Here is a 24,423-nt window from a genome sequence, read left to right as displayed (position 1 = left end):
GCGGCTGAGCCGCCGCCGACGGTGATCATCCTCGGTGGTTTCGACGGGTGGCGCGAGGAGTATCAACCCGGCGCCCACGCGCTCCTTGCCCGGGGGATGGCTTGCTTGCTGCTCGATGGCCCAGGGCAGGGCGAAACCCGCTTATTCGGCGGCCTCTACATGGACCCGGCATCGCCGACTGCCGCGTACTCTGTCGCGCTCGACGTCCTCCTTGACGACCCGAGAGTGAGCAACGTCGTTGGCATCTGGGGCAATAGCCTGGGCGGGTACCTGGCCGCGACAGCGATCTCGGCAGAGCCACGCTTTGCGGCGTGCTGTATCAACGGTGGCACGGTCAGGCCGGCGGAGCTTCCTGAGCGGCATCCGCGGTTTATCACCAAAGTGCAAGCCATGTATGGCCTTTCGGATCCGGTCCAGGCCCTGCGCGCGCTCGAGAATGCCACCATCGACGCTGCCGGCCTGACCAGGATTCATTGCCCGTTGCTGGTTTTGCACGGAACCCCGGACCGGGTTTTCCTCGTCGAGAATGCCCACGCCCTCTACACCGGGGCGGCTTCCAGGGACAAGACGTGGAAGGAATGGCCGGACGGCGATCACTGCCTCTACAACCACACCGCCGAAAAGCATGCCCTCGTCGGCGACTGGTTTGCTGACCGTCTCGCGGATTTCATGAATAGCTCTGCGCAGCAATAAGACTCGACATTCGGAATCAAACGAGGAGGAGAATTGACAACGGTTCGGGACAAGCTCGTCGGCAGCTGGAGAATGATCGACTGGGTTCTGCTCGAAGGCGATAAGAAGCTGGCACCCCCGCTCGGTCCGGCCGACCAGTGCGGCGGACTCCTGATTTACAGCGCCGACGGGATGATGAGTGCCATGCTCTCAGCTAAGGACCGCGAGAACTTCACCGACGGCTCCATCGACGGTGGCACCGACGCTGAGAAGGTCAAGGCGTACGAATCAATCGTGTGTTACGCCGGCAGCTACAGCGTCGACGAGACCTCCAAACGCGTCACCCATCAGGTCGAATACGCGACACTGCCGAACTTCGTCGGCCAACGCCTTGAGCGCATCTGCATCTTCGAAGGCGACGACGTTCTCAAACTCGACACACCTGAAATGAAGTTCGGCGGCGTCCCGCGTGCCAGCTACATCCTCTGGCAGCGCGTGGGATAGGAGACCACGCCCACGCCCTCGACTGAGCTTCCCGCACCTACTCCCACGTCATACTCAAGGGGATCACCTTCATGCGCATTGCAAACATCGACAACAGGGCCGCACTTGTGATCGGCGAGCACGGCAGCGAAAGAGCCGTGGATCTCGCCAGGATCTCTAACGGCAGGTTTGGCCCCGAAATGACGGCCGTGTACTCGGCATGGGACGCCCTCGTTGCATGGGCAGTCACTCAGGACGTCTCGTCATTCGTGGACGACTCGGTCTCGATCGACCGTGCTGTTCTGGGACCGCCGTCGCCGGCACCGCGACAGACGTTCGCCGCCGGACTCAATTACCATGCGCACGCAAAAGAATCCGGTTTCGAGGCGCCGACCAACCTGCCGCCGGTATTCACGAAGTACGCGTCCAGCTTCACCGGACCTGATACCGAGGTGATCATCCCCGTTGGCGGCAATGTCGACTGGGAAGTTGAACTCGTCGCAGTCATCGGACGTGAAGCCTGGAGAGTCGACGAGGCCAATGCATGGTCCTATGTCGCGGGATTGACTGCAGGGCAGGATATCTCCGAACGTATCACTCAGAACCGCGGTCCAGCACCCCAGTTCGGACTCGGCAAATCTTTCAAGGGCTTCTCCCCGCAGGGCCCTTGGCTGGTGACTCCCGACGAGTTCGAGGACCCTGACGACATTGTTCTGGGCTGCGCCATCGATGGGGAGAAGATGCAGGAAGGACGCACCAGTGACCTGATTTTCTCGGTGCCCAAACTGGTTGCGGCGCTCTCGCACACCGTGTCGCTCTACCCGGGTGACGTCATATTCACCGGCACCCCTGCCGGTGTTGGGATCGGCCGGACCCCGCCTCGGTTTCTTGAGCCGGGCCAGAGGTTGCACAGCTGGATCGAAGGTATCGGCGAGCTCAACCAGAGCTTCGTCTCCTAGCCCTACTTGAACTTGAGGATCGCGCAGAATGTCTCTGCATGGCCTGGCCAAGGTCACCATCGGCGTACCCAATGTTGACGAGACCATCTCTTACTACCGCGATTTCGGACTCGGCTATCGTGGTCAGGGCGTCTTCGCCTCTCGAAACGGCGGTGAGCAACTCGAGGTCGTCCACGCCGCGACGCGGCGGCTGATCGAACTCGCCGTCGCCGCCGACGATGACGACGACATCGGTGCGATCACCCGGCGACTGAACGGCCTCGGCCAGGTGCTGCAGGCAACCGGCGGGTCGCTCACCACGGTGGAGCCCGTCACCGGCACACGCGTCCGAGTTGAGGTGCGACCCCGCGTCGTGATCGATCCACCGGTCCCGCCGACCCCGTACAACGGGCCAGGCCGGGTGGACCGTACTGGTCGTGCACCCTTCATCTCCCGAGCGGAATGCGTCCGTCCGTGCAAACTCGGTCACGCCGTGCTCGGCAGTACCGACCTCACGACAACGATGAAGTTCTTCGTCGAGGGACTTGGCTTCAAAGTGAGTGACTATATGGGCGACAGGGCTGCGTTCCTGCGCTGCTCGGTTGAGCACCACAACGTCCTCGTCATGGCTGCACCGGTGAACTTCTTGCACCACACCAGCTGGCAGGTCGACGACGTCGATGAGGTCGGACGGGGGGCCCATGCCATGCTCGAAGCCGATCCCGCTCGGCACATCTGGGGCCTCGGCCGTCACTTCGCCGGGGCGAACTTCTTCTGGTACCTCAAGGACCCGGCCGGAAACTTCTCCGAGTACTACTCCGACATGGACGTCATACCGGACGATGACCTGTGGAGTCCGGAGGTCCTGCAGGGCCTACAAGGTCTCTACGCGTGGGGTCCGCCGCCGCCGCCGTCGTTTCTCGAGCCCGAGGACTTGGCTGCTCTCATGATCGGCGCTCACAGCGATCAAATGCGCTCCGGATAACGCGATCTCGCCAACCCTCAAAGGCGAGCGAGTGCCGTCAATAGTTCAGCCGCACTGACCATTCCGCGTGCGGGACGTCGTGAAGCTCACCGGCTGGGTCCACCACCAACGTCAGCAACTGCACGACGATCCCGACCAGTCGGCCGCGGTGCGGGTCGACCGGAGGAATGGTGACGGCGAACCTGGTGTTGGGCCGAAACATGGTGCTGGTCGTATTGGTGGGATCCTCGTAGACCTGCAGCAGCCGCCATGGTGCGCGGTAGATGGCGTCGGGCACCGAAAGCTGCACCGGATAGCGCTCACTGACTCTGAGCTCACCCTGGACCTGCGGACTGTCGCAGTCCTCGAGGTTGAGCACGTTGCAGTACAGGTATGGCCCCACCCGGGTCAGCTGGCCGTGCGAATACGCGCTGATCTCAGGGCGCTGCGAACCGTGCGGTCGCACCAGCAGCCAGGTGCCGACCCCGACGCCGACGCAGAGCAGCGTCAGCACACCGACGAGCAGCACGACCAGACCGCGCTTGTTCTTCGATTTCACTTCGGGACCGCCGCCGGGCGGCCCGCAGTCCGGCGAATGCCCTCCTGCTCGACCATGATTGGCCGATTACCGCCGAGCCCGGGGATCAACGAGTCGCCCCGGTAACTGACCAGCGTCTGCGCCAGGCCCAGGATGAGCAGCGAGGTGACCGCGGTGAACCCGACCCACAACTCCGTGTACACCAAGACACCCAGTGCACCGCCCAGCACCCAAGCCAGTTGCAGCGTCGACTCCGAACGCCCGAATCCCGACGCTCGCGATTCTTCGGGCAGGTCGTGTTGCAGCGAAGCGTCCAGCGACGCCTTCGCTATCGCGCTGGCCCCCGACGTGACCAGGGTGGCGATCACAGCCACCATCAGGTTGCCCGCCACCGCGGCCGCAAACGCGACCGCGGACACCGCCAGCGTGCAGCGCACCACGAGCGCGGCCGGCCGGCCCAACTTCAACCGCGCGCTGGTGAAGTTGCCGGCGAAGTTGCCGATCCCGGCCGCAGCGCCGATCACGCCGAGGAACGCGATCTGGGCCCAGCCGCTGGCTTGATGCGCCTTGGCGACGAAAGCCGGATACAGGAACAGGAAGCCGACCATCACCTTGATGGTGCAGTTGCCCCACAGCGAGGTGATGATGTTGCGTCCCAACGGTTGTCGAAGCGTCGCTGCGGCCTTTTTGGGGACCTTCTTGACTTCTTCGGGCCAGCTTCGCCGCTGCGGTTCGCTGTCGTGGCGATAGCTCAAGGTGGCGGGCACCTCACCCGCGGTCACCTCGACCCAGCGCGGAATCCGCATCGACAGCATGGCGCCGGCGACCGTGACCGCGATAACGACGAACAACGCGCCGGGCATCTTGAACAGGTGGTTGCAGAGGAATTCCACACCGCCCGCGATGGCGCCGCCGGCGATCGTGCCGCCGAGCAGACCGAACATGGTCAGGCGGGCGTTGACGCGCACCAGGTCGATGCTCGGCGGCATCACCCGTGGTGTCACAGCGCTGCGCAGCACACTGAACGACTTCGAGAACACCATCATGGCGAGCGCGCACGGATAAAGGACCATCGACGGGTAGCTGCCGGTAGCGCCGTCGTAGTTCATGATCAGCAGCAACGCCAACAGCGTGCGCAGCCCGAACGACGTGGCGAGCGCGACCCGGCGGCCGTGCTGCAGCCGGTCCAGCGCGGGCCCGATGAGTGGCGCGATCACCGCGAACGGCGCGATGGTGATCAACAGATACAGCGCGACCCGGCCCTTGCTCTCGCCGGATGCCGCCGCGAAGAACAATGTGTTGGCCAGCGCGACGGCCATCGCGGCATCTACCGCGAAGTTCGCGACCACCGGCCACGTGAGCGCGGTCAGGCCGGACTTGTCGGCGCCGTCGGCGGTCGCCGCGCGCTGAACCATCCAGTACATCCGCGAGCCCATCTCGCGGCTTCGCTGCGCCGCGGCGCGCGTGACGGTGATCCGCTCGCCGGGATCCGAGCCGCGCGGCGGGGTGGCGCCGTCGCGGTCCGGCTCCGGCTCGTGGTCGAGGGGAGGCAGGTAGCGGTTGGCGCTAGGGGGTGCCGGTGGGCGGCGAGTCCGCCGATAGGCTGCGTCGTCAGCCGGATAATTGGCCGTGCCCGGATGCTGATTGGTAGAGCCGTTGCGGGTCCGGCGGCCGGGGTTGGAGGCCACGCGGCCCGGATCGTCACGCCGCCGTCCAGACACGACCCGATTCTCCACTATGTGGACTTGATGCGTCGGCAGGTAACCGGGTGTCGCAACCCGTCCTAGTATTGGAAACGCAATGCAGAGAGGGGACAGCGTGATCGGACCCATCGAGGAATCCGCCGTGGCGACCGTGGCCGAGTGGCCAGAGGGGTTGGCGGCGGTGCTCAACGGTGCGGCGGACGAGGCCAAGGCCGCCATCGCGGAGTTCAGCGGCCCGGACGCGGTGGGCGACTATTTAGGCGTCAGCTATGAAGATCCGACCGCTGCCACCCACCGGTTCCTGGCGCATCTACCCGGCTACCAGGGCTGGCAATGGGCGGTCGTCGTCGCGGCCTATCCGGGTGCTGAGCACGCCACCATCAGCGAAGTGGTGCTGATTCCGGGCCCGACGGCGTTGTTGGCGCCCGAATGGGTGCCGTGGGAAGAGCGGGTCCGGCCCGGCGATCTGAGCCCCGGCGACCTGCTGGCACCCATCGCCGACGATCCTCGGTTGGTTCCGGGCTACACCGCCAGCGGAGACGCGCAGGTCGACGAGACCGCGGCGGAGATCGGGCTTGGCCGGCGCTGGGTGATGAGTCTTTGGGGCCGCTTGGACGCCGCCGAACGCTGGCACACCGGGGACTACGGCCCCGACTCGGCGATGGCGCGTTCCACCAAGCGGGTGTGCCGCGACTGCGGCTTCTTCCTGCCGCTGTCGGGATCGCTCGGCGCGATGTTCGGTGTGTGCGGCAACGAGTTGTCGGCCGACGGGCACATCGTCGATAAGCAATACGGTTGCGGCGCCCATTCGGACACTCCGGCCCCGGCGGGTACCGGTTCGCCGGTGTATGAGCCCTACGACGACGGCGTGCTCGACGTCACGGAGACGCCGGTCGAGCCGCCAGCGGCCGAACAACAGCCGGAGGCGGTTTCCGAACAACCCGAGGAGCCTGCTGCCGAACAGCTCGAGGAGCCCGCCGCCGAAGAGCCGGCGGCCGAACAAGCCGAGGCATCCGAGCAGTCGGAGTCGTCGGACTAGCCCTTCTCGGCGACCGCCTTGATGCTGGCCAGCGAGGCGTTCATGCCCTCGACCAATTCGCGTTCGAAGTTGTTGGTCCCGCCGAACAGCGCATTGATCGACAAGCTGGAAAACGCGGTGACGCCGTTTTCGGCGTGCCGGCTCTCGATCACCCGGGTGCCCTGGCCCTCGGGCTCGAGTTCGTAGCTCCAGATGGTGCGGTTGGTGTTGACGCGAAACGCCAGCTTCTTGTCGGGAATGACCTCGACGACGGTGCAGGTGGTGGGCCAGAACACCCCGAATCGGCGATTGAGGTTGAGGGTGCGGGTGCCTGGGCGCACCGAACCGAACGGCCTCATCCAACGGCACTGCGGGCTCCACTCCGGCATCCGCTGCAGATCGGAGATCAGCGCCCACACTTTGGAAACCGGTGCGTCGATGTCGATTTGGGCCTGCAACAGCGGGGCTACCATCGCTCCTCCTGGTTGGGGAATCGCTCGAGCAAACTATTTGCGGTGGAGATAATTATCGAGTCCTGACTGCGCGCCGCGTGCGCCCCGCCGGGCCCCGGCAAGCTGAAGCAGGAAGATGCTCGTCCCGAGCACCCCCACCCCGAGCCCGGCCAGCGTCACCGGGCGCCAGCTCTGCAGCGCGGGCACCAGGAACGCCGCGGCCACCGCCACCAGCCAGCCCAGCGCACCAACGGCGATGAAGGGCCACGCGTTGAGCAGCGCGGGTGGCAGCTCGGGCGCCTCGCGGTCCTCAGGTTCGGCAGTCATCGCGCCTAACATAGCCCGCTGCACGCGCAGGCCCGCGGCCCCACCCGGCGCCAGAAGTGATCTAGGTCTCCGTAACGCGGGATCGGTGTTTACGTAAGCGTTTCGGAGAGGACTAAAGTCCATCGTTCACCGGTTGGTATCCCGATTCATCGGCCATCCGTGTAACCTCGCGCCATGCCTGACAGCGATGCGCGGCTGGCCAGCGACCTGTCACTGGCTGTTATGCGGTTGGCCCGCCAACTGCGGTTCCGCAACCCGTCGTCGCCGGTGTCGTTGTCTCAGCTGTCGGCGTTGGCGATGTTGACCAACGAAGGACCGATGACGCCGGGCGCGCTGGCGATCCGCGAACGGGTCCGGCCGCCCTCAATGACCCGCGTGATCGCGTCGCTGGCCGACATGGGTCTGGTGGACCGCACGCCGCATCCCGTCGACGGTCGGCAGGTGCTGGTGTCCGTCTCCGAATCGGGCGCCGAGTTGGTCAAGGCGACCCGTCGCGCCCGCCAGGAATGGCTGGCCAAGAAGCTCGCGACAATGGACAGCGATCAGCGCGACACCCTGCGCAATGCGGCCGATCTGATGCTGGCCCTGGTCGACGAAGGCCCGTGACCGTCGGAATCCATGGCCTGGATGTTCAGGACGTTGACGACCCCGACGATCCCCGGCTCGATGATTTCCGCGACCTGAACAGCATCGATCGCCGTCCCGACCTGCCCGCGGGCAAGGGCCTGGTGATCGCCGAAGGTGTGCTGGTGGTGCAGCGCATGCTCGCGTCCCGGTTCAACCCGCATGCCCTGCTCGGCACCGAGCGCCGCCTGGTCGAGCTCGAAGACGACCTGGCCGGCAGCGGCGTGCCGTTCTACCGGGCGTCCGCCGACGTCATGGCCCGCGCCGTGGGCTTCCACCTCAATCGGGGCGTGCTGGCCGCCGCCCGAAGGGCGCCGGAGCTCACCGTCGCCGAGGTCGTCGACGGGGCCCGCACCGTCGCGGTGCTCGAAGGCGTCAACGACCACGAGAATCTCGGCTCGATCTTCCGCAACGCGGCGGGGCTGGGCGTCGACGCGGTGGTCTTCGGCAGCGGTTGCGCCGACCCGCTCTACCGGCGCGCCGTCCGCGTTTCCATGGGCCACGCGTTACTGGTGCCGTTCGCCCGCGCCACGAATTGGCCCACCGAGCTGGTGATGCTGAAGGAGAACGGGTTTCGGCTGCTGGCCATGACACCGGAGAGCAAAGCCCAAGCCCTGGCGGAGGCGATGACGGCCGCGCGCGACGAACGGGTCGCGGTGCTGGTGGGTGCCGAGGGGCCGGGGTTGACCGCGGCGACGCTGCGGCTGAGCGATGTGCGAGTGCGCATCCCGATGTCGAGGGGGACCGACTCGCTGAACGTCGCCACGGCCGCGGCTTTGGCCTTCTACGAGCGAGTTAGGCTCGGCTCGTGAGCGGTGAGTCTGTGCCCTGGGCAACGGGTTTGACGGTGGCCGGGTTCGTCGCGGCGGTGACCGGCGCCAGCGTCGTGGTACTGAGCATTGGATTGATCCGGGTGCATCCGTTCTTGGCGATCGGGCTCAACATCGTGGCGGCGGGCGGGCTCGCGCCGACGCTGTGGGGGTGGCGGCGCACCGCGGTGCTGCGCTGGTTCGTGCTCGGCGCCGCAGTGGGCGTAGCGGGCGCGTGGCTGACGTTGCTTGCGCTGACGATGCGGGGATAGCGGCTAGATCCGATGGTGGCGACCCGGCTGCGCCGCGCTGGCGATCGCAGCTAGCGCTGTCCGCCCGAGCGCACCCCGAGCAGCACATCCTCCCAGGCCGGAATGACCGGCTTACCCCGCCGGGTGTGCACCGGCCGCTCCTGGGGCTCGGGTGCCTCGGCAACCTCTGGCTTGACCGGTTCCTCGAAGTCGACGTGAGCGACCCGGGCGAGCGGGCGCAGCGGGCGGTCGAAGTTCGGGTCGACCAGTTCATGGGCCGCGTCGTCGATCGCGGTGACCGTGCCGCCGTGAGCGCCGGGAGCGAAGAAGAAATGCGCGATGTTGTCCGAACGGCCGACTTTCCAGGCGAGCTGCACTGTCCAGCGGCTGTCTTCGTTGCGCCAAGCGTCCCAGCTGAGCTTGTCGGGCTCCAGGCCGCGTGTCACCAGGGCGGTGCTGATGGTTTCCAGCAGGGTGAGCACCGCGGGACCGTCGGGAAGCACCGGGTGTGCGGCCGTTGCCAGCTCCGCGGCCCGTGCGCGTTCCAGCAGGACCGGGTGAGCGAACCGGCGGACCCGGGAAAGGTCCGAGCCCGACGCCGCGGCCACCTGCTCGACGGATGCACCGGCGCGGATCTTGGCCTGAATTTCCTTGGGGGTGAGCATGTTGGTGACGACGATGTCGAGCTGCGGTTGATCGGGCTGCACCTGTTCACCGCGCACAGCGGCGCGCAGTTGGTCGTTGATCGCCAGCTTGAACTGTTCTGCTGGGTCACCCGTCTCGCAGACGATGTGTTTGCCGTCGGGGTCGAGCCCAACCATTTTGAGTTCCCGCATGGCCTCTCCCTCGCAGGCTCCGTGCGGGTCGGCGAAGGACCCGCCAAGTGCGCACTCTAGTGCAACTACCGCGCAGAACCCGGTCAGACACGCTGGTCGGTTGCAGGCTGATGACCGCGAGGTTAAAGCCGCTCGACCACCCAGTCGACACATTGGATGAGAGCGCTGACGTCGTCGGGGTCCACCGCCGGGAACATCCCGACCCGCAACTGGTTGCGACCGAGTTTGCGGTACGGCTCGACGTCCACGACGCCATTGGCCCGCAGGATCTTGGCGACGGCCGCGGCGTCGACCTCGTCGGCGAAGTCGATCGTGCCCACCACCTGGGACCGCAGCGCGGGGTCTGCGACGAACGGCGTCGTAAAAGACTGCTTCTCGGCCCAGGAGTACAGCCGGTTCGAGGAGTCGGCCGTGCGCTTGACGGCCCAATCCAGGCCGCCGTTGCCCAGGATCCAGTCGATCTGCTCGGCCATCAGCGCCAGGGTGGCGATCGCCGGGGTGTTGTACGTCTGGTTCTTCAGGCTGTTGTCGACCGCGATCGGCAGCGACAGGAAGTCGGGAACCCAGCGACCGGAGCCGGCGATCGACTCCACCCGCGCCAGCGCGGCCGGGCTCATGATGGCCAGCCACAGGCCGCCGTCGCTGGCGAAGTTCTTCTGCGGTGAGAAGTAATAAGCATCGGTCTCGGTGATGTCGACGGGTAGGCCGCCGGCCCCGGACGTCGCGTCAATCGCGATCAGCGCGTCGCCGGAATCGGCGGGCCGGCGGATCGGGACCGCGACGCCGGTCGACGTCTCGTTCTGCGCCCAGGCGATCACGTCGACCGACGGGTCGCCCTTCGGCTCCGGCGCGCTGCCGGCATCCGACTTGACGATGATGGGCTCGCCGACGAACGGGTTGTTGGTGACCGCGGAGGCGAACTTCGAGCTGAACTCGCCGTAGGACAGGTGCAGGGACCGCTTGTCGATCAACCCGAAGGCAGCGGCGTCCCAGAAGGCCGTCGCGCCGCCGTTGCCCAAAATGACCTCATAGCCATCCGGTACGGAGAACAGCTCGCTCAGCCCCGAACGGACCCGGCCGACGAGATTCTTCACTGGCGCCTGCCGGTGCGATGTGCCGAACAAGGGGGCCGCGGTGGTGGTCAGCGCCTCCAACTGCTCGGGCCTGACCTTCGACGGGCCACACCCGAAGCGGCCGTCGCGGGGTTTGATGTCAGCGGGGATCTCGAGCTGGTCAGCCATGCTCACCAGCGTAGTGAGGGGCCGTGGCGCGGTGCGGCGCGGCCCGATCGCCGGTGCTCGCGGCAAGCGCATAACCGCAGGCTGAACGGGTGCCGGGTTTCGTTGGCTGTGATGCGGGGCACACCGAATGCATGACCACTGGTCAGGCCACAGTGCTTGGAAGGGGTCTGGAACCTATCCGGTACCTGCGGTACTGTCTGGACATAGCACGTCCAAATGTAAACCTCGTTGGGGAGGCTTCGAATGGCCAGGACGAGAATGGTTCGACGTTGGCGCCGCAATATGGAGGTGCGCGACGACGCCGAGTACGTGAACACGCTCGCCACACTGTCTGAGGGGTCGGTGCGGCGGAACTTCAACCCATACACCGACATCGACTGGGACTCACCAGAGTTCGCGGTCACGGAGAACGACCCGCGGTGGATCCTGCCGCAGACCGACCCGTTGGGCCGGCACCCCTGGTACCAGGCGCAGTCGGACGAGCGCAAGATCAAGATCGGAATGTGGCGCCAGGCCAACGTCGCCAAGGTCGGCCTGCACTTCGAATCGATCCTGATCCGCGGTTTGATGAACTACACCTTCTGGGTGCCCAACGGGTCTCCGGAATACCGCTACTGTCTGCACGAATCGGTCGAAGAGTGCAACCACACGATGATGTTCCAGGAGATGGTCAACCGCGTCGGCGCCGATGTCGCGGGCATGCCGCGGATGCTGCGCTGGCTTTCGCCGTTGGTCCCGCTGGTCGCCGGGCCGTTGCCGGTGGCGTTCTTCATCGGGGTGCTCGCCGGCGAGGAGCCGATCGACCACACGCAGAAAAACATTCTGCGCGAAGGTAAGTCGCTGCACCCGATCATGGAGCGCGTGATGGCGATTCACGTCGCCGAGGAGGCGCGACACATCTCGTTCGCGCACGAGTTTCTGCGTAAGCGGTTGCCGCATTTGAACAGAAGGCAGCGGTTCTGGGTTTCGCTCTACTACCCCCTGACGATGAAGATGCTGTGCAAGGCGATCGTGGTGCCGCCCAAGGCGTTCTGGCGGGAGTTCGACATCCCGCGGGAGGTCAAGAAGGAACTCTTCTTCCGGTCGCCGGAATCGCGAAAGTGGTTGAGCGACATGTTCGCTGACGTCCGGATGCTGGCCGAGGACACCGGCCTGATGGAGACGCGCTCAGCGCGGCTGATGTGGCGTTTGTGCAAGATCAACGGGAAGCCGTCGCGCTACCGCAGCGAGCCACAGCGTCAGCACCTGGCCGCAGTGCCGGCAGCGTAGGTATATCCGGGTTTCTATGCCGCACGTTATTACCCAGTCGTGCTGCAACGACGGGTCCTGTGTGTTCGCGTGCCCGGTGAACTGCATTCACCCGACACCGGACGAGCCGGGCTTCGCCACCTCGGAGATGCTCTACATCGATCCGGTGGCGTGCGTGGACTGCGGTGCCTGCGTGACGGCCTGCCCGGTGGGCGCGATCGCGCCCGACAACCGGCTGGACGCCAAGCAGCTGCCGTTCGTCGAGATCAACGCGGCCTTCTACCCGCCGCGGCCCGAGGGCGTGAAGCTGCCGCCGACGTCGAAGCTGGCCCCGGTGATCCCGGCCGCCGAGGTGCACGCCCGCCACAAGCCGCTGACGGTGGCCATCGTGGGTTCCGGGCCGGCGGCGATGTACGCCGCCGATGAGCTGCTAACGCAGCATGGCGTGCGGGTCAACGTCTTTGAGAAGCTGCCCACCCCTTACGGGCTGGTGCGCGCGGGGGTGGCACCCGATCACCAGAACACCAAGCGGGTGACCAAGCTCTTCGAGCGGGTGGCCGGTCACCGGCATTTCCGGTTCTACCTCAACGTCGAGGTCGGCAAGGACCTGAGCCACGCGGATCTGCTGGTTCATCACCACGCCGTGCTGTATGCGGTCGGTGCACCCAACGACCGTCGCCTGGAAATCGAGGGCATGGGTTTGCCGGGCACGGGAACCGCGACCGAGTTGGTCGCGTGGATCAACGGACATCCCGACTTTGCCGATCTGCCAGTCGATCTCAGTCACCCGCGCGTGGTCGTCGTCGGCAACGGAAATGTCGCCCTCGACGTGGCTCGCGTGCTCACCGTGGACCCCGACGACTTGGCCCGCACCGACATCTCCGACCGTGCGCTGGAGACGTTCCGTCGGTCCGCGGTGCGCGAGGTGGTGGTCGCAGCCCGACGCGGTCCCGCCCACTCGGCGTTCACGCTGCCCGAACTGATCGGACTCACGGGCGCGTCCGACGTCGTGCTCAGCGCGGCCGACCACAAGCTGGTGGCCGACGATCTTCAGACCGTCTCGGACGCCTTGACGAGGAACAAGCTGGAGATCCTGAACAAGCTTGGTGACGATTCCGCGCCGCCCCAAAAACCCGGGCGCCCACGAATCCGGCTGGCTTACATGCTTACCCCGCAGCGCGTCCTGGGCGATCAACGCGCCACCGGCGTGGAATTCTCCGTCACCGGCGCCTCACCAACAACGACAGCGGTGTGCAGGCTGGACACGGGCCTGGTACTGACGTCGATTGGCTACCGCGGCAAGCCGATTCGCGATCTTCCCTTCGACGAGTCGGCGGCCGTGGTGCCCAACGACGGTGGCCGGGTCGTGGATCGGAGTAGCGGGACGCCGGTGCCCGGCGCCTACGTCGCGGGCTGGATCAAGCGGGGGCCGAGCGGGTTCATCGGCACCAACAAGTCCTGTTCGCTGCAAACCGTCCAAGCCCTGGTCGCCGACTTCAACGAGGGCAAGCTGACCGACCCGATCGGCAAACCCGACTCGCTTGCCGCGCTGGTGCACGCGCGTCGGCCAGACGTCATCGACGAGCGGGGATGGCGTGCCATCGACGCGGCCGAGGTCGCGCGCGGCAGCGACGCCGGCCGGCCCCGCAACAAGTTCACCGACATCGCCGACATGCTCGCGGCCGCAGCCAAGGCCGAGCCGGCGCCGCGACGCCGGCTACTGGCCCGGCTGCTCGACCGTTAGGCCCCCTGCCCGGACATGGCCGCTTGCAGCTCGTCCATGCTGACCTCGCGCACCGGCTGCCCCAGCGACCAGTGGTGGCCGAACGGGTCGGCAACCATTCCGTAGCGGTCTCCCCAGAACTGGTCCTCTAACGGCGCCACCACGGTCGCGCCCGCGTCCAGCGCCCGCTGGAACTTGGTGTCGACGTCGGTGACCGTCAGATGGATGGTGACCGGAGTTCCACCCAGCGACGTGGGCGTCATCGACTTGCCGCCACACATCTCCGGGAAGTCATCGTTGAGCATCACGGTGAAGCCGTTGATCCGCACCGCGGCGTGGACAAGTTTGCCGTCGGGGCGCGGCACACGTCCGACCTCCTCGGCGCCGAAAGCTTTGACGTAGAAATCGATTGCCGCAGCGGCGTCGTCGACCACCAGGTGCGGGGACAGTCCGGGTTCGATGTTGATCGCCATTGTCGTTCTCCTTGTTGTCGGTCTCCCTGACCGGCCCATCGTGGGCAGGTCTCGCGAGTTATGACTGCGCCCCCGACAGAAATTCATCGGGGCGCCATCATTTAATCGCCGGGGACCGACAGCGCGGCTGGAATCAGGCGTGGGTGAGGCTGCGGTCCCAGCCTTCGACGTCCTCGGGCTTGCGCGGGCCCGGTCCGACATAAATGGCCGACGGGCGGACGAGCTTGCCGAGTCCCTTCTGCTCGAGGATGTGGGCACACCATCCCGCGGTACGGCCGCAGGTGAACATCGCCGGCATCATGTTGGCGGGCACCCGGGCGAAGTCCAGGATGACCGCGGCCCAGAATTCGACGTTGGTCTCGATGGCCCGGTCCGGACGGCGCTCGCGCAACTCGGCCAGAGCGGCCTGCTCCACCGCGACCGCGACCTCGTGGCGCGGGGCGCCCAGCCGCTCGGCGGTGGCGCGCAGCACCCGGGCGCGCGGGTCCTCCGCGCGGTACACCCGGTGCCCGAATCCCATCAGCTTGTCGCCGCTGTCCAGGATCTTCTTGACCAGCCCACGCGCGTCGCCGGTTCGCTCGACCTCCTCGAGCATCGGCAGGACCCGCGCGGGCGCGCCACCGTGCAGCGGCCCGCTCATCGCCCCGATGGCTCCGGACAGTGCGGCCGCCACGTCGGCGCCGGTCGATGCGATCACCCGGGCGGTGAAGGTCGAGGCGTTCATGCCGTGCTCGGCGGCCGATACCCAGTAGGCATCGATCGCCTCGACATGCCGCGGGTCCGGCTCACCCTGCCAACGCGTCATGAAACGTGCTGTGACCGTTGGGCATTCATCGATGACGCGTTGGGGGACCGCGGGCTGGTAAATGCCGCGCGCGGACTGCGCGACGTAGGACAACGCCATGACCGACGCGCGGGCCAGCTGGTCGCGGGCGGTGGCGTCGTCCGTGTCGAGCAGCGGCTTGTAGCCCCAGATCGGCGCGAGCATGGCCAGGCCGGCCTGCACGTCGACGCGCACGTCGCCGGTGTGGATCGGGAGGGGAAACGGCTCGGCGGGCGGCAACCCGTGGCCGAATTTGCCGTCGACCAGAAGGGCCCACACGTCGCCGAACGTGACCTGTTGATTCACCAGGTCTTCGATATCGACACCGCGGTAGCGCAGCGCGCCACCGTCTTTATCCGGCTCGGCAATCTCGGTGGTGAAGGCGACCACGCCTTCGAGGCCGGGGACAAAGTCTTCGGGGACCACAGTCATAGCGAAAATTCTCGCACCCGAGCCCGGGGCCGACGCTACCGGCCGGTAGCAAGCGCCGGTAGCGTTGGCGCGATGGCAGGTCCAGACCCCAAAACGGCTCAAGAGCACCTGGAGAGAATGCGCGTGGAATACGGGTCGGCCGAAAAGGACGGCAGCCCAGACCTGGACGCCGATTGGCTCGATGATGGTTGGGTTGCGTTGTTGCGCAAATGGATCGAGGACGCCGAGCGGTTGGGAGTGGCCGAGCCCAACGCCATGGTGCTGGCCACCGTCGCCGACGGCAGACCCGCGAGCAGATCGGTGTTGTGCAAGAGCGTGGACGAGAGTGGAATCACCTTTTTCACCAACTACGACTCGGCCAAGGGGCTCGAACTCGCGGCGACGCCGTACGCATCGGCGACGTTTCCCTGGTATCTGCTGGGCCGGCAGGTGCACGTCCGGGGGCCGGTGAAAAAGGTCACCCACCAGGCGACCGAGGACTATTGGTCCAAGCGGCCGCGTGGCTCGCAGCTCGGCGCGTGGGCGTCTCACCAGTCGCAGCCGATCGCGTCGCGGGCGGCTCTGCTCGACCAGCTGACCGAAGTGACCGCGCGCTTTGCCGAGGACGAGCAAGTACCCGTGCCTCCAGGCTGGGGCGGCTACCTGATCGCTCCGGAGCTGGTGGAGTTCTGGCAGGGCCGCGAAAATCGGTTGCATAACCGCATCCGAATCAGCGGCGGCCGTGTCGAGCGCCTGCAACCGTGAGCCCGGTCACGACGCGGCGGGGCATGAGTCCACTCCACGGATTACGGGTATGACCAGCGGAGCCGACCCCGGGCAGGCGGCTCGTCCCGATAACGACTACCTTCTGCAGTAAGCACCAAGTCAGTGCAGCAATAACAGCCAGAGCGCAAAGGGGTTCTCGTGGCCGACAAAGACGACACCGCCACTCTGAAGTACCCGGGTGGCGAGATCGACCTACAGATCGTCAACGCGACCGACGGAGCCGACGGCATCGCGCTGGGCCCGCTGTTGTCCAAGACCGGCTACACGACGTTCGACAACGGCTTCGTCAACACCGCCGCGTGCAAGAGCTCCATCACCTACATCGACGGCGACGCCGGAATCCTGCGCTACCGCGGCATTCCGATCGAGCAGCTCGCCGAGAAGTCGACCTTCATCGAGGTGAGCTACCTGCTGATCTACGGTGAGCTCCCGTCCAAGGAGCAGCTGGCCGACTTCACCAAGCGGATTCAGCTGCACACCATGCTGCACGAGGACCTGAAGCGGTTCTTCGACGGCTTCCCGCGCAACGCCCACCCGATGCCGGTGCTGTCCAGTGCGGTCAACGCCCTCTCCGCGTACTACCCCGACTCGCTCGACCCGACCGATTCCGAGGACGTCGAGCTGTCCACGATCCGGCTGTTGGCCAAGCTGCCGACCATCGCCGCCTACGCGTACAAGAAATCGGTCGGCCAGCCGTTCCTCTACCCGGACAACTCGCTGTCGTTGGTGGAGAACTTCCTGCGGATGACCTTCGGGCTGCCCGCTGAGCCTTACACCGCGGACCCCGAGATCGTTCGGGCGCTGGACATGCTGCTGATCCTGCACGCCGACCACGAGCAGAACTGCTCGACGTCGACCGTGCGGCTGGTGGGATCGTCACAGGCGAATCTGTTCACCTCTATCTCCGGTGGCATCAACGCCCTGTGGGGACCGTTGCACGGTGGCGCCAACCAGGCCGTCCTGGAGATGCTCGAGGAGATCCGTCAGAGCGACGACGACGTCAGCGAGTTCGTACGCAAGGTGAAGAACAAGGAAGCGGGCGTCAAGCTGATGGGCTTCGGCCACCGCGTGTACAAGAACTACGACCCGCGGGCCCGAATCGTCAAAGAGCAGGCCGACAAGATCCTGGCCAAGCTGGGCGGCGACGACGATCTGCTCGACATCGCCAAGCAACTCGAAGAGGCCGCGCTGACCGATGACTACTTCATCGAGCGCAAGCTGTACCCGAACGTGGACTTCTACACGGGCCTGATCTACCGCGCACTCGGCTTCCCGACCCGCATGTTCACCGTGCTGTTCGCGTTGGGCCGGCTGCCCGGCTGGATCGCGCACTGGCGTGAGATGCACGACGAGGGCGACAGCAAGATCGGCCGCCCGCGCCAGATCTACTCCGGCTACACCGAGCGCGACTACGTAACGATGGACGCGCGCAGCTAAATCGCGTCTCTAAATAGAGGCCAGCACCGCCATCGCGGCGTTGTGTCCGCCGATGCCCGATACCGCACCACCGCGGCGCGCGCCGGAGCCACAGAGCATGATCCGTTCGTGAGCAGTGGCCACACCCCATCGTCGCGCCGGGGTGTCCAGCGGGTCGTCGTCTTCGGCGAATGGCCAGGCGAGGCCGCCGTGAAAGATGTTGCCGCCGCTCATGCCGAGCTTGCGCTCCAAATCCAGGGTGGTCGTCGTCTCGATGCACGGTCGGCCGTGCGCATCGGGCAGCAAAAGATCCTGAATCGGTTCGGCCAGAACGGAATTCAGCGACGAGAGCACGGCGCCGGTCAGTGTGGTGCGCAGGCCGTCGGAGTCGGCGGTACCGAACAGCGAATGCGGCGTGTGCAAGCCGAACACCGTCATCGTCTGGGCGCCCGAGGCGCGCAGGTCGTTCGACAGGATGCTCGGGTCGGTCAGCGAATGACAGTAAGCCTCGCACGGCAAGGGATTTGGCACCTGCCCGGCGGCCGCCGCCGAATATGCCGTATCCAATTGTGTCCATGTCTCGTTGACATGAAACGTTCCGGCGAACGCCTGCTCGGGTGTGACGCCGTCGTCGCGTAGCCGCGGCAGCCGACGCAGCACCATGTTCACCTTGACCTGGGAGCCCTGAGCGCGTGGCCTCGGCTGCTCGCCGAGCAGGCCGGACAACACCTCCGGTGTGACGCACGCGAGAACGAACCGAGCACGGAGCCGATGCTCGTCGTCGCCGACACGGTAGCGCACCTCTCCGCTTGGGGTGACCTCGTAAACCTCTGCGCCGGTGATGATTTCGGCGCCGTACCCTACCGCCGCGGTCGCCAAAGCGGTGGTCACCGCTCCCATTCCGCCGATGGGGACGTCCCAGTCTCCGGTGCCCCCGCCGAGCACGTGATACAAGAAGCAGACGTTCTGCGCCAGGGACGGCTCATCGAGGCGGGCGAAGGTGCTGATGAGCGCGTCGGTGGCGATCACCCCGCGAACCAGGTCGTTGCCCACCGCGTCGGTGATGGCACGCCCGATCGGCTCGTCGATCATGGCCCGCCAGGCTGCCGCCGCACCGTCATCGCCACCGTCGAGGACGTGCCGGCGCGCCTGCTCGCGGGTGCGCAGCGGTTCGAGCATCGTCGGCCAGAGCCGTTCGGTCACCAACCGGCAGCGTCGATAGAAGTCGGCGAATCCGCCCGCGTCGCCGCCGGCGCCGATGGCGTCGAACGTGTCGCCGGTCGCGCCGATCAACAGCCCGCCGCGACCGCCGGTGGCAGGATCGGGCGTGTAGGACGAAAATTGCCGTCGGGCCAACCGCAGCTGGGCGCCCAGATCGTCGACGATGCGAGTCGGCAACAAACTGACCAGATACGAATATCGCGACACCCGGACGCCGACACCGTCGAAGGCGTGCGCCGAGACGGCCGCGCCGCCCGTGTGCCCCAGTCGTTCCAGGACCTGCACCCGAAGTCCCGCCCGGGCCAGATAGGCGGCGGCGACGAGGCCGTTGTGGCCGCCACCGACAATCACGGCGTCGATGGCATCGGCCGCGTGCGCGCTCAGCTCAGGTAGCCCTCGACCTCGTCGGGCGGGCGCACCTCGGCCTCACGGGGGTCACCGCCGCTGTCACGAAGCGCCCGGCGTTGCCGCAGCAGATCCCAACACTGATCGAGCTCGACCTCCAGCCGGTGCAGGCGGTCATGCTCCTCTGACGTGTCGATGTCGCGGTGCAGCAGCTGCGCCCGCAGGGATTTCTCCTCGGCGACCAGGTCGCGGATGTATGCCAGGGTGTCGTTGTCGCTCGGTTTCTTGCCGTTGCCCATCGCTCTAGTGTGCCCGACCCGACGGGGGTCGAATAGGTAGGCTGCATATCGCCTGCCGGGCGGACAGGTGCAGGTGAACGACGTGAGGGAGGGCCGAAATGTCCGTCAAGCGACCGAGCCTTCCCTGGCTGATCGGTCTGCTTGTCATCCCGTTGCTGATAGCCGAGATCGGCTACGGCGCGTCGGGCCTACCCAAGGCGGCAGGCCCTTCGCGGACGCCGTCAACCACATCCGGTCCGCCGGGGCTTTCCCTGGCGGCGTTTTCCCTGGTCCGCAACGGCACCAGCATCACGCTGAACGGTGACTTCCCCGACGGGTCGGCGAAAGCGGCATTGCTGAAGGCGCTCAACGGTTCACTGGCTCCCGGCGTCAAGGTCGTCGACCAGATTCGCATCAATCCCAACGTCGACGCGCTCGACTTCTCCAAGGCGAAGCCCGTTTTCACCGACAGCGCGTCGATTGCCGATTTCACGCTCACGGTCAATGGGAACACCATCACCTTGGCGGGTACCGCCGCGTCGACCGACCAGAAGAACAGGATCGACAACGACGCCAAACACATCTGGTCCAACCTGAATATCGTTGACAATCTTGCGGTTAACGGGACGCCGCCGTCCCCGCCGGCCGCTGCGTCGTGCACCGACCTGCAATCCGCCATCAACGCCACGCCCGTTACCTTCGAAAAGAACGCCTTCAACTTGACTTCGGTCGACGAGCAGACCCTGACGCAGGTCGCCGATAACGGCACCGCATCGGGTCGCGCCGAGAACCGCCGCGTCGAAATCGTGTTCAGCTAAGGAGGATTGGCCCATGGCGTTCGTGTTCCAGTGGTTGTGGTGCATCGCCGCTTTCGTGGCGGGCTCGGCCGTTGCGTGGGCGATCGCCACACTGATCAACCGTAGGCGCACGGGCGCGCGGCGATGATCAATTGGTGGCTGTGCGGGTTGGCCTTCGTGCTTGGGCTGGTGTTGACGCTCGCGCTGACGATCGATCCCGTGAAACCGGCGGCGCCGGTGCGCAATTCGGTAGATGCGGCGCCCAAGCCCGAGCCGGAGCCGTCGACGACGAGGATCCCCGTCGAGCCGCCGACGACGAGAATTGCGGCCACGGAACAGTGCACGACGAAGATTCCGGTGACCGAACGACGCACGACCAAGATTGCGGTCACCGACCATCGCACGACGAAGATTCCGATCGCCAAGGAATCGCCGACGACGAAGATTCCCGTGACCCCGGAGGCGCCATTCGGCCCCGGCTCGGCCCGCGTTACACCCGACGGCGGCCGTCCGGCGGGATGGCTGGTGAAGGGCCGTTCCGATACCCGGCTGTACTACACGCCCGACGACCCCGCCTATGGCGCGACCGTCGCCGAAATCTGGTTCTCCGACGAGAAATCCGCGGCGCAAGCGGGATTCACGCCGTGGCGCGCGAGTCCGGAGAACCCCCGTCGGGGCTAGAGCCTCAGCCGGGTCCGGGGAGTCGCAGCACCAGCCGCGCACCGCCCAGCGGGCTGCTCTCCAGCGAGGCCGTGCCGCGGTGTAGGTGAGCCTGCTGAGCAACCAGTGCCAGTCCGAGGCCCGACCCCGAGTGCGAGGCCGTCGACCCGCGGGAAAACCGCTCGAACACCACCTGGCGCTCATCCTCAGGCACGCCGCCGCCGTTGTCGTCGACGGCTATCTCGACCCCGGCGCGCGAACTGACGGCCGACAGCTGGACCCGCGTCGCCCCGCCGTGCTTGACGGCGTTGGCGATCGCGTTGTCGACGGCGAGGCGCAACCCGGCCGGCATCCCGACGATGATGCAGGTCGGCGATGGCACCAGGGAGACGTCGAGGTCGGGGTAGATCCACATCGCGTCGTGGGCGGCCCGGTCGAGCAGCTCGGTGATGTCGACCGGCACATGATCGTCGGAGGTGGACAGTTCGCCTTGAGCCAACCGCTCGAGCGCGCTCAGCGTGGCTTCGATCCGCGACTGGGTGCGGCTGACGTCGCCGAGCACCTCTTTGCGTTGGTCGTCGGCCAGGTCCAGCGTGGAGAGCACCTCGAGGTTGGTCCGCATGGCGGTCAGGGGAGTGCGCAACTCGTGAGAGGAGACCGCCGCGAAGTCGCGGGCCGAAGCCAGCGCCTCCTTCGTCCGGTTCTGCTCGTCCCAGATGCGCTGCAGCATGCCCCGCATCGCCTCGGCGATCTCGACGGCCTCGCTGGCCCCGTGCACTTCGACCCGTGGTGCCTCGTCTCCCGCGTCGATCAAACGCGTCTGTTGGGCGAGCTGCTTGAACGGGCGAACCGCGAACGCGGCCAGCAGCCACGCGAACACCGCGGCCGCACCGATGGCGAAGCCGCAGATCAGCAGCACCCGCCGATGCAGGTTGTTGGTCTCGGCGATAGTGGCGTCGTATGTCGCCCCCACGGCGAGCCACGTCGGCTCCGGACCGGGGATCGCCACCGTCCGCACCCGGTAGCGCACCCCGTTGACGTATGTGTCGGCGTAGTCGACGTCAAGCTTGGGCAGCGTGACATCGGAATTCGACTTGACCAGATCGCCGCGGCGGACCGTGATGATCGCGTCCTGATCGTTGGGCGAGCGCGGGATCTCCTCGAGTCCGCGCGGCAGAAACGGGATCGCGAACCCCGCGGCCTCGTCGAGGCGGCGATCGAGTCGCTCTTTGCGGTCGTTGGTAATGCCGACCCAGACGACGATGCCGACGATGAGCACCGGGATCGCGGCGCCGATGACCGTCGCGACCACGACCCGGGTCCGCAGCGACGGGGTGCGGGCGACGATCCGCGACAGGAAGTTCATGACGGCTCCGACAACGAGCTTTTACTGCATACGCAGCACGAACCCGACTCCTCGTACCGTGTGCAGCAGCCTGGCGCAACCGTTCGCCTCCAGCTTGCGGCGCAGGTAGCCGATGAACACGTCGACCACGTTGGTGTCCGCGGCGAAGTCGTAGCCCCAGACCAGCTCCAGCAGCTGCGCGCGGGACAACACCGCGGTCTTGTGTTCGGCGAGCACCGCCAGCAGGTCGAACTCTCGCTTGGTCAGGTCGACGTCGACGCCGTTCACCCGGGCCCGCCGGCCGGGGATGTCCACTTCCAGCGGCCCCACCGTGATGGTTTCCGAGGAGGACGTCGCGGTGGCACCGCGACGACGCAGCAGCGCCTTTACCCGCGCGACCAGCTCGGCCAGCACGAACGGCTTGACCAGGTAATCGTCGGCCCCGGCTTCCAGGCCCGCCACCCGATCGTCGACCGAGCTGCGGGCGGACAGCACGCAGACCGGGACGTCGTTGTCCATGGCTCGCAGGGCCGTGACCACACTGACGCCGTCCAGTACCGGCATGTTGATGTCGAGCACGATCGCGTCCGGCCGCGTCTCGGTGGCGCTGCGCAATGCTTCGGCGCCGTCGACGGCCGTCGACACCTCGAATCCGGACAGCCGCAGGCCGCGTTCCAGCGACGCGAGCACGTCAGAGTCGTCGTCGACGACCAAGACCCGCGGTGATGAAGCTCCTGTGTCCATGTCCGCCATTTTGCCTGATTGCTGCCCGTGTAGGTGGGAGGCGACTCGCCGGGTCGCGCGGCCCGTCAGGTCACCGGTTCGCCAGGCCGCTCAGCCGGAAGGCCAACTGCCGTCGTACGGCGGGAATCTGCGCGGCCGCCCGCATCGCGGTGTTGCGCGCCGGGCGCAGTGGGCGGGGCAGGGTCGCGACCCGGGTCAGCTGCCCGGTCAGTTTCAGCACTCGCTGGGCCCGTCGTCGCTGGGCGCAGGCGTAGGCATCGAGCGCCGCATCCGGCGCGCCGCGCAGGACTTCGGACAGCGCCCCCGCCAACGAGATTGCGTCGGTGATACCGAGGTTCATGCCCTGGCCGCCCGCGGGGCTGTGCACATGGGCGGCATCGCCGGCCAGCATCAAGCGCCCGGCCCGGTAGCTGTCGGCGACGCGGTGGTGGATGTGAAACCGCGACCCCCAGACCAGTTCGGTGACCACCGTGCGCCCGGGCCCGAAGGCCCGCCTGTCCAGCAGCGCCTGCACGAATTCCGGCGACGGGTGCTCCGGCGTGTCCGCGGTCGGCGCGACGACGCGCAGGATGTCGCCGGGCAGCGGCGCAAGCACGGTCAGACCCTCGTTGGCATAGAAGAGGGTCACTTCGTTGCTGGGCGCTTCGCCCGCCACCCGAACGTCGGCAAGCGTGAAGGATTCGGCGAATTCGCCTCCGGTGAAACCGATTCCGGCCTGCTCGCGAACCGTGCTGTGCATGCCATCGGCCCCGACGAGGTAGTCGGCTGTCATGGTGTCGCCGTCATCGAAAGTTGCCGTGATGCCGTTGCGGTCCTGAGTGATGCGGCTCAGGGTCTTGGGGCGGATCACGTCACCGCCCAGTTCGCGCAGCCGCTCCAGCAGCAGTCGCTCGGTGTCGGCCTGGGAGAGCATCAGTGTGTACGGGTGCTCCGTCGGCAACTCGCTGAAGTCGACCGGGATCAGGATGCGGGAGCCTTCCCGCATGGTGAACCGGGGTGCGATCAGGCCCGCGTTGACCATCCGCCGGGCGACGTCGAGTTCCTCGAGCACCTCCAGGGTGCGGGCATTCACCGCGGCGGCGCGCGAGGTGTTCTGGCCCTCCGCCAGCTTGTCCACCACCACCGCGCGGACTCCGCGGGCGATCAACGTGGCGGCCACCGTGAGGCCGGTCGGACCTGCGCCTACCACCAAAACATCGATGTCGTTCATTGGTCGGCTCCCTTCGGCCTCGGTATGCCAACGCTTGTTGGCATGACTCCAGGCTGGCGCGGCGGTGAGTCAATGTCAACACTTGTT

27 protein-coding genes are annotated in these 24,423 nt (G+C 66.6%); 14 read left to right on the top strand and 13 right to left on the bottom strand.

Annotation, left to right across the window (positions count from 1 at the left end; all coding sequences use genetic code 11):
- From JOZ00_RS05465 to JOZ00_RS05450, 4 genes are all read left to right on the top strand, one after another.
- Positions 1-693: alpha/beta hydrolase (locus JOZ00_RS05465; protein ID WP_293340808.1), on the top strand; the 693-nt coding region annotated here is incomplete at its 5' end.
- Between the two features lie 33 nt (positions 694-726).
- On the top strand, positions 727-1,176 hold the full coding sequence (locus JOZ00_RS05460; RefSeq protein WP_293340805.1) for a lipocalin-like domain-containing protein: 450 nt from the start codon (positions 727-729) through the stop codon (positions 1,174-1,176).
- A gap of 71 nt (positions 1,177-1,247) precedes the next feature.
- Positions 1,248-2,114 carry a fumarylacetoacetate hydrolase family protein gene (locus tag JOZ00_RS05455; protein WP_293340802.1) on the top strand — a complete coding sequence of 289 codons (867 nt, stop codon included), beginning with the start codon at positions 1,248-1,250 and terminating at the stop codon, positions 2,112-2,114.
- A 28-nt stretch (positions 2,115-2,142) separates the two neighbouring features.
- A complete protein-coding gene (locus JOZ00_RS05450) occupies positions 2,143-3,078 on the top strand; it encodes a VOC family protein (protein WP_293340799.1) in 936 nt (311 codons plus the stop codon).
- 37 nt (positions 3,079-3,115) lie between these two features.
- On the opposite strand, the gene JOZ00_RS05445 is transcribed toward JOZ00_RS05450, so the two are convergent.
- On the bottom strand, positions 3,116-3,616 hold the full coding sequence (locus tag JOZ00_RS05445; RefSeq protein WP_293340796.1) for a DUF2771 domain-containing protein: 501 nt from the start codon (positions 3,614-3,616) through the stop codon (positions 3,116-3,118).
- On the bottom strand, positions 3,613-5,283 hold the full coding sequence (locus JOZ00_RS05440; protein WP_293340814.1) for an MFS transporter: 1,671 nt from the start codon (positions 5,281-5,283) through the stop codon (positions 3,613-3,615). Before JOZ00_RS05440 ends, JOZ00_RS05445 begins: the two co-directional genes overlap by 4 nt.
- A gap of 130 nt (positions 5,284-5,413) precedes the next feature.
- Here JOZ00_RS05440 and JOZ00_RS05435 point away from each other — a divergent pair, with 130 nt between their 5' ends.
- A complete protein-coding gene (locus JOZ00_RS05435; protein WP_293340793.1) occupies positions 5,414-6,337 on the top strand; it encodes a DUF3027 domain-containing protein in 924 nt (307 codons plus the stop codon).
- Here JOZ00_RS05435 and JOZ00_RS05430 read toward each other — a convergent pair.
- Positions 6,334-6,789, bottom strand: coding sequence for an SRPBCC family protein (locus tag JOZ00_RS05430; RefSeq protein WP_293340790.1), 456 nt, complete (start codon positions 6,787-6,789; stop codon positions 6,334-6,336). The two genes, JOZ00_RS05435 and JOZ00_RS05430, sit on opposite strands and share 4 nt — an antisense overlap.
- Positions 6,790-6,822: 33 nt before the next feature.
- Positions 6,823-7,095: a DUF2530 domain-containing protein gene (locus JOZ00_RS05425; protein WP_293340787.1), complete on the bottom strand. Its 273-nt coding sequence runs from the start codon at positions 7,093-7,095 to the stop codon at positions 6,823-6,825.
- Between the two features lie 174 nt (positions 7,096-7,269).
- Between JOZ00_RS05425 and JOZ00_RS05420 the strand changes: the two genes are divergently transcribed.
- Genes JOZ00_RS05420 through JOZ00_RS05410 form a run of 3 tightly spaced genes read left to right on the top strand, consistent with a single transcriptional unit; the run spans position 7,270 to position 8,800 of the window.
- Positions 7,270-7,701, top strand: a complete 432-nt coding sequence (locus JOZ00_RS05420; protein WP_293340784.1) for a MarR family transcriptional regulator — start codon at positions 7,270-7,272, stop codon at positions 7,699-7,701.
- Positions 7,698-8,531, top strand: a complete 834-nt coding sequence (locus JOZ00_RS05415) for an RNA methyltransferase (protein WP_293340781.1) — start codon at positions 7,698-7,700, stop codon at positions 8,529-8,531. Before JOZ00_RS05420 ends, JOZ00_RS05415 begins: the two co-directional genes overlap by 4 nt.
- Positions 8,528-8,800: a DUF2537 domain-containing protein gene (locus JOZ00_RS05410; protein WP_293340778.1), complete on the top strand. Its 273-nt coding sequence runs from the start codon at positions 8,528-8,530 to the stop codon at positions 8,798-8,800. The genes JOZ00_RS05415 and JOZ00_RS05410 overlap by 4 nt, the downstream gene beginning before the upstream one ends.
- Positions 8,801-8,850: 50 nt before the next feature.
- On the opposite strand, the gene sepH is transcribed toward JOZ00_RS05410, so the two are convergent.
- Together sepH and serC are read right to left on the bottom strand one after the other, a co-directional pair.
- Positions 8,851-9,615 carry a septation protein SepH gene (gene sepH / locus JOZ00_RS05405; protein WP_293340776.1) on the bottom strand — a complete coding sequence of 255 codons (765 nt, stop codon included), beginning with the start codon at positions 9,613-9,615 and terminating at the stop codon, positions 8,851-8,853.
- Between the two features lie 122 nt (positions 9,616-9,737).
- Positions 9,738-10,856, bottom strand: a complete 1,119-nt coding sequence (gene serC, locus JOZ00_RS05400) for a phosphoserine transaminase (RefSeq protein ID WP_293340773.1) — start codon at positions 10,854-10,856, stop codon at positions 9,738-9,740.
- Positions 10,857-11,099: 243 nt separating this feature from the next.
- Here serC and JOZ00_RS05395 point away from each other — a divergent pair, with 243 nt between their 5' ends.
- Positions 11,100-12,125 (top strand): diiron oxygenase, encoded by a 1,026-nt coding sequence (locus JOZ00_RS05395; protein ID WP_293340770.1) that lies wholly within the window; start codon positions 11,100-11,102, stop codon positions 12,123-12,125.
- Between the two features lie 16 nt (positions 12,126-12,141).
- A complete protein-coding gene (locus tag JOZ00_RS05390) occupies positions 12,142-13,848 on the top strand; it encodes an FAD-dependent oxidoreductase (RefSeq protein ID WP_293340767.1) in 1,707 nt (568 codons plus the stop codon).
- On the opposite strand, the gene JOZ00_RS05385 is transcribed toward JOZ00_RS05390, so the two are convergent.
- Together JOZ00_RS05385 and JOZ00_RS05380 are read right to left on the bottom strand one after the other, a co-directional pair.
- A complete protein-coding gene (locus tag JOZ00_RS05385; protein WP_293340764.1) occupies positions 13,845-14,300 on the bottom strand; it encodes a VOC family protein in 456 nt (151 codons plus the stop codon). The genes JOZ00_RS05390 and JOZ00_RS05385 overlap by 4 nt on opposite strands.
- Before the next feature lie 133 nt (positions 14,301-14,433).
- Positions 14,434-15,555 carry a citrate synthase 2 gene (locus tag JOZ00_RS05380; protein WP_293340761.1) on the bottom strand — a complete coding sequence of 374 codons (1,122 nt, stop codon included), beginning with the start codon at positions 15,553-15,555 and terminating at the stop codon, positions 14,434-14,436.
- A 72-nt stretch (positions 15,556-15,627) separates the two neighbouring features.
- On the opposite strand from JOZ00_RS05380, the gene pdxH reads away from it, so the two are divergent.
- Entirely contained in the window at positions 15,628-16,299 is a 672-nt protein-coding gene (pdxH, locus tag JOZ00_RS05375; protein WP_293340758.1) for a pyridoxamine 5'-phosphate oxidase, read from the top strand.
- Positions 16,300-16,458: 159 nt separating this feature from the next.
- A complete protein-coding gene (locus JOZ00_RS05370; protein WP_293340755.1) occupies positions 16,459-17,757 on the top strand; it encodes a citrate synthase in 1,299 nt (432 codons plus the stop codon).
- Between the two features lie 9 nt (positions 17,758-17,766).
- Here the strand turns inward: JOZ00_RS05370 and JOZ00_RS05365 are convergent, their stop codons facing one another.
- Positions 17,767-19,317 carry an NAD(P)/FAD-dependent oxidoreductase gene (locus JOZ00_RS05365; protein ID WP_293340811.1) on the bottom strand — a complete coding sequence of 517 codons (1,551 nt, stop codon included), beginning with the start codon at positions 19,315-19,317 and terminating at the stop codon, positions 17,767-17,769.
- Between the two features lie 20 nt (positions 19,318-19,337).
- Positions 19,338-19,601: a DUF2630 family protein gene (locus JOZ00_RS05360; protein ID WP_293340751.1), complete on the bottom strand. Its 264-nt coding sequence runs from the start codon at positions 19,599-19,601 to the stop codon at positions 19,338-19,340.
- Between the two features lie 98 nt (positions 19,602-19,699).
- Between JOZ00_RS05360 and JOZ00_RS05355 the strand changes: the two genes are divergently transcribed.
- Together JOZ00_RS05355 and JOZ00_RS05350 are read left to right on the top strand one after the other, a co-directional pair.
- Positions 19,700-20,398: a hypothetical protein gene (locus JOZ00_RS05355; protein ID WP_293340748.1), complete on the top strand. Its 699-nt coding sequence runs from the start codon at positions 19,700-19,702 to the stop codon at positions 20,396-20,398.
- Between the two features lie 123 nt (positions 20,399-20,521).
- A complete protein-coding gene (locus JOZ00_RS05350; RefSeq protein WP_293340745.1) occupies positions 20,522-21,058 on the top strand; it encodes a hypothetical protein in 537 nt (178 codons plus the stop codon).
- A 4-nt stretch (positions 21,059-21,062) separates the two neighbouring features.
- On the opposite strand, the gene JOZ00_RS05345 is transcribed toward JOZ00_RS05350, so the two are convergent.
- The 3 genes from JOZ00_RS05345 to JOZ00_RS05335 all read right to left on the bottom strand — a co-directional run bounded on the left by JOZ00_RS05345 (position 21,063) and on the right by JOZ00_RS05335 (position 24,336).
- On the bottom strand, positions 21,063-22,403 hold the full coding sequence (locus tag JOZ00_RS05345) for a HAMP domain-containing sensor histidine kinase (protein WP_293340742.1): 1,341 nt from the start codon (positions 22,401-22,403) through the stop codon (positions 21,063-21,065).
- Between the two features lie 21 nt (positions 22,404-22,424).
- On the bottom strand, positions 22,425-23,135 hold the full coding sequence (gene prrA, locus JOZ00_RS05340) for a two-component system response regulator PrrA (protein ID WP_293340739.1): 711 nt from the start codon (positions 23,133-23,135) through the stop codon (positions 22,425-22,427).
- Between the two features lie 61 nt (positions 23,136-23,196).
- Positions 23,197-24,336: an FAD-dependent monooxygenase gene (locus JOZ00_RS05335; protein WP_293340736.1), complete on the bottom strand. Its 1,140-nt coding sequence runs from the start codon at positions 24,334-24,336 to the stop codon at positions 23,197-23,199.
- Between the last annotated feature and the right edge of the window lie 87 nt (positions 24,337-24,423).

The organism is Mycobacterium sp. (assembly GCF_019243155.1).
GTDB lineage: Bacteria > Actinomycetota > Actinomycetes > Mycobacteriales > Mycobacteriaceae > Mycobacterium.
This window is presented reverse-complemented; position numbering and strand designations above follow the sequence as displayed.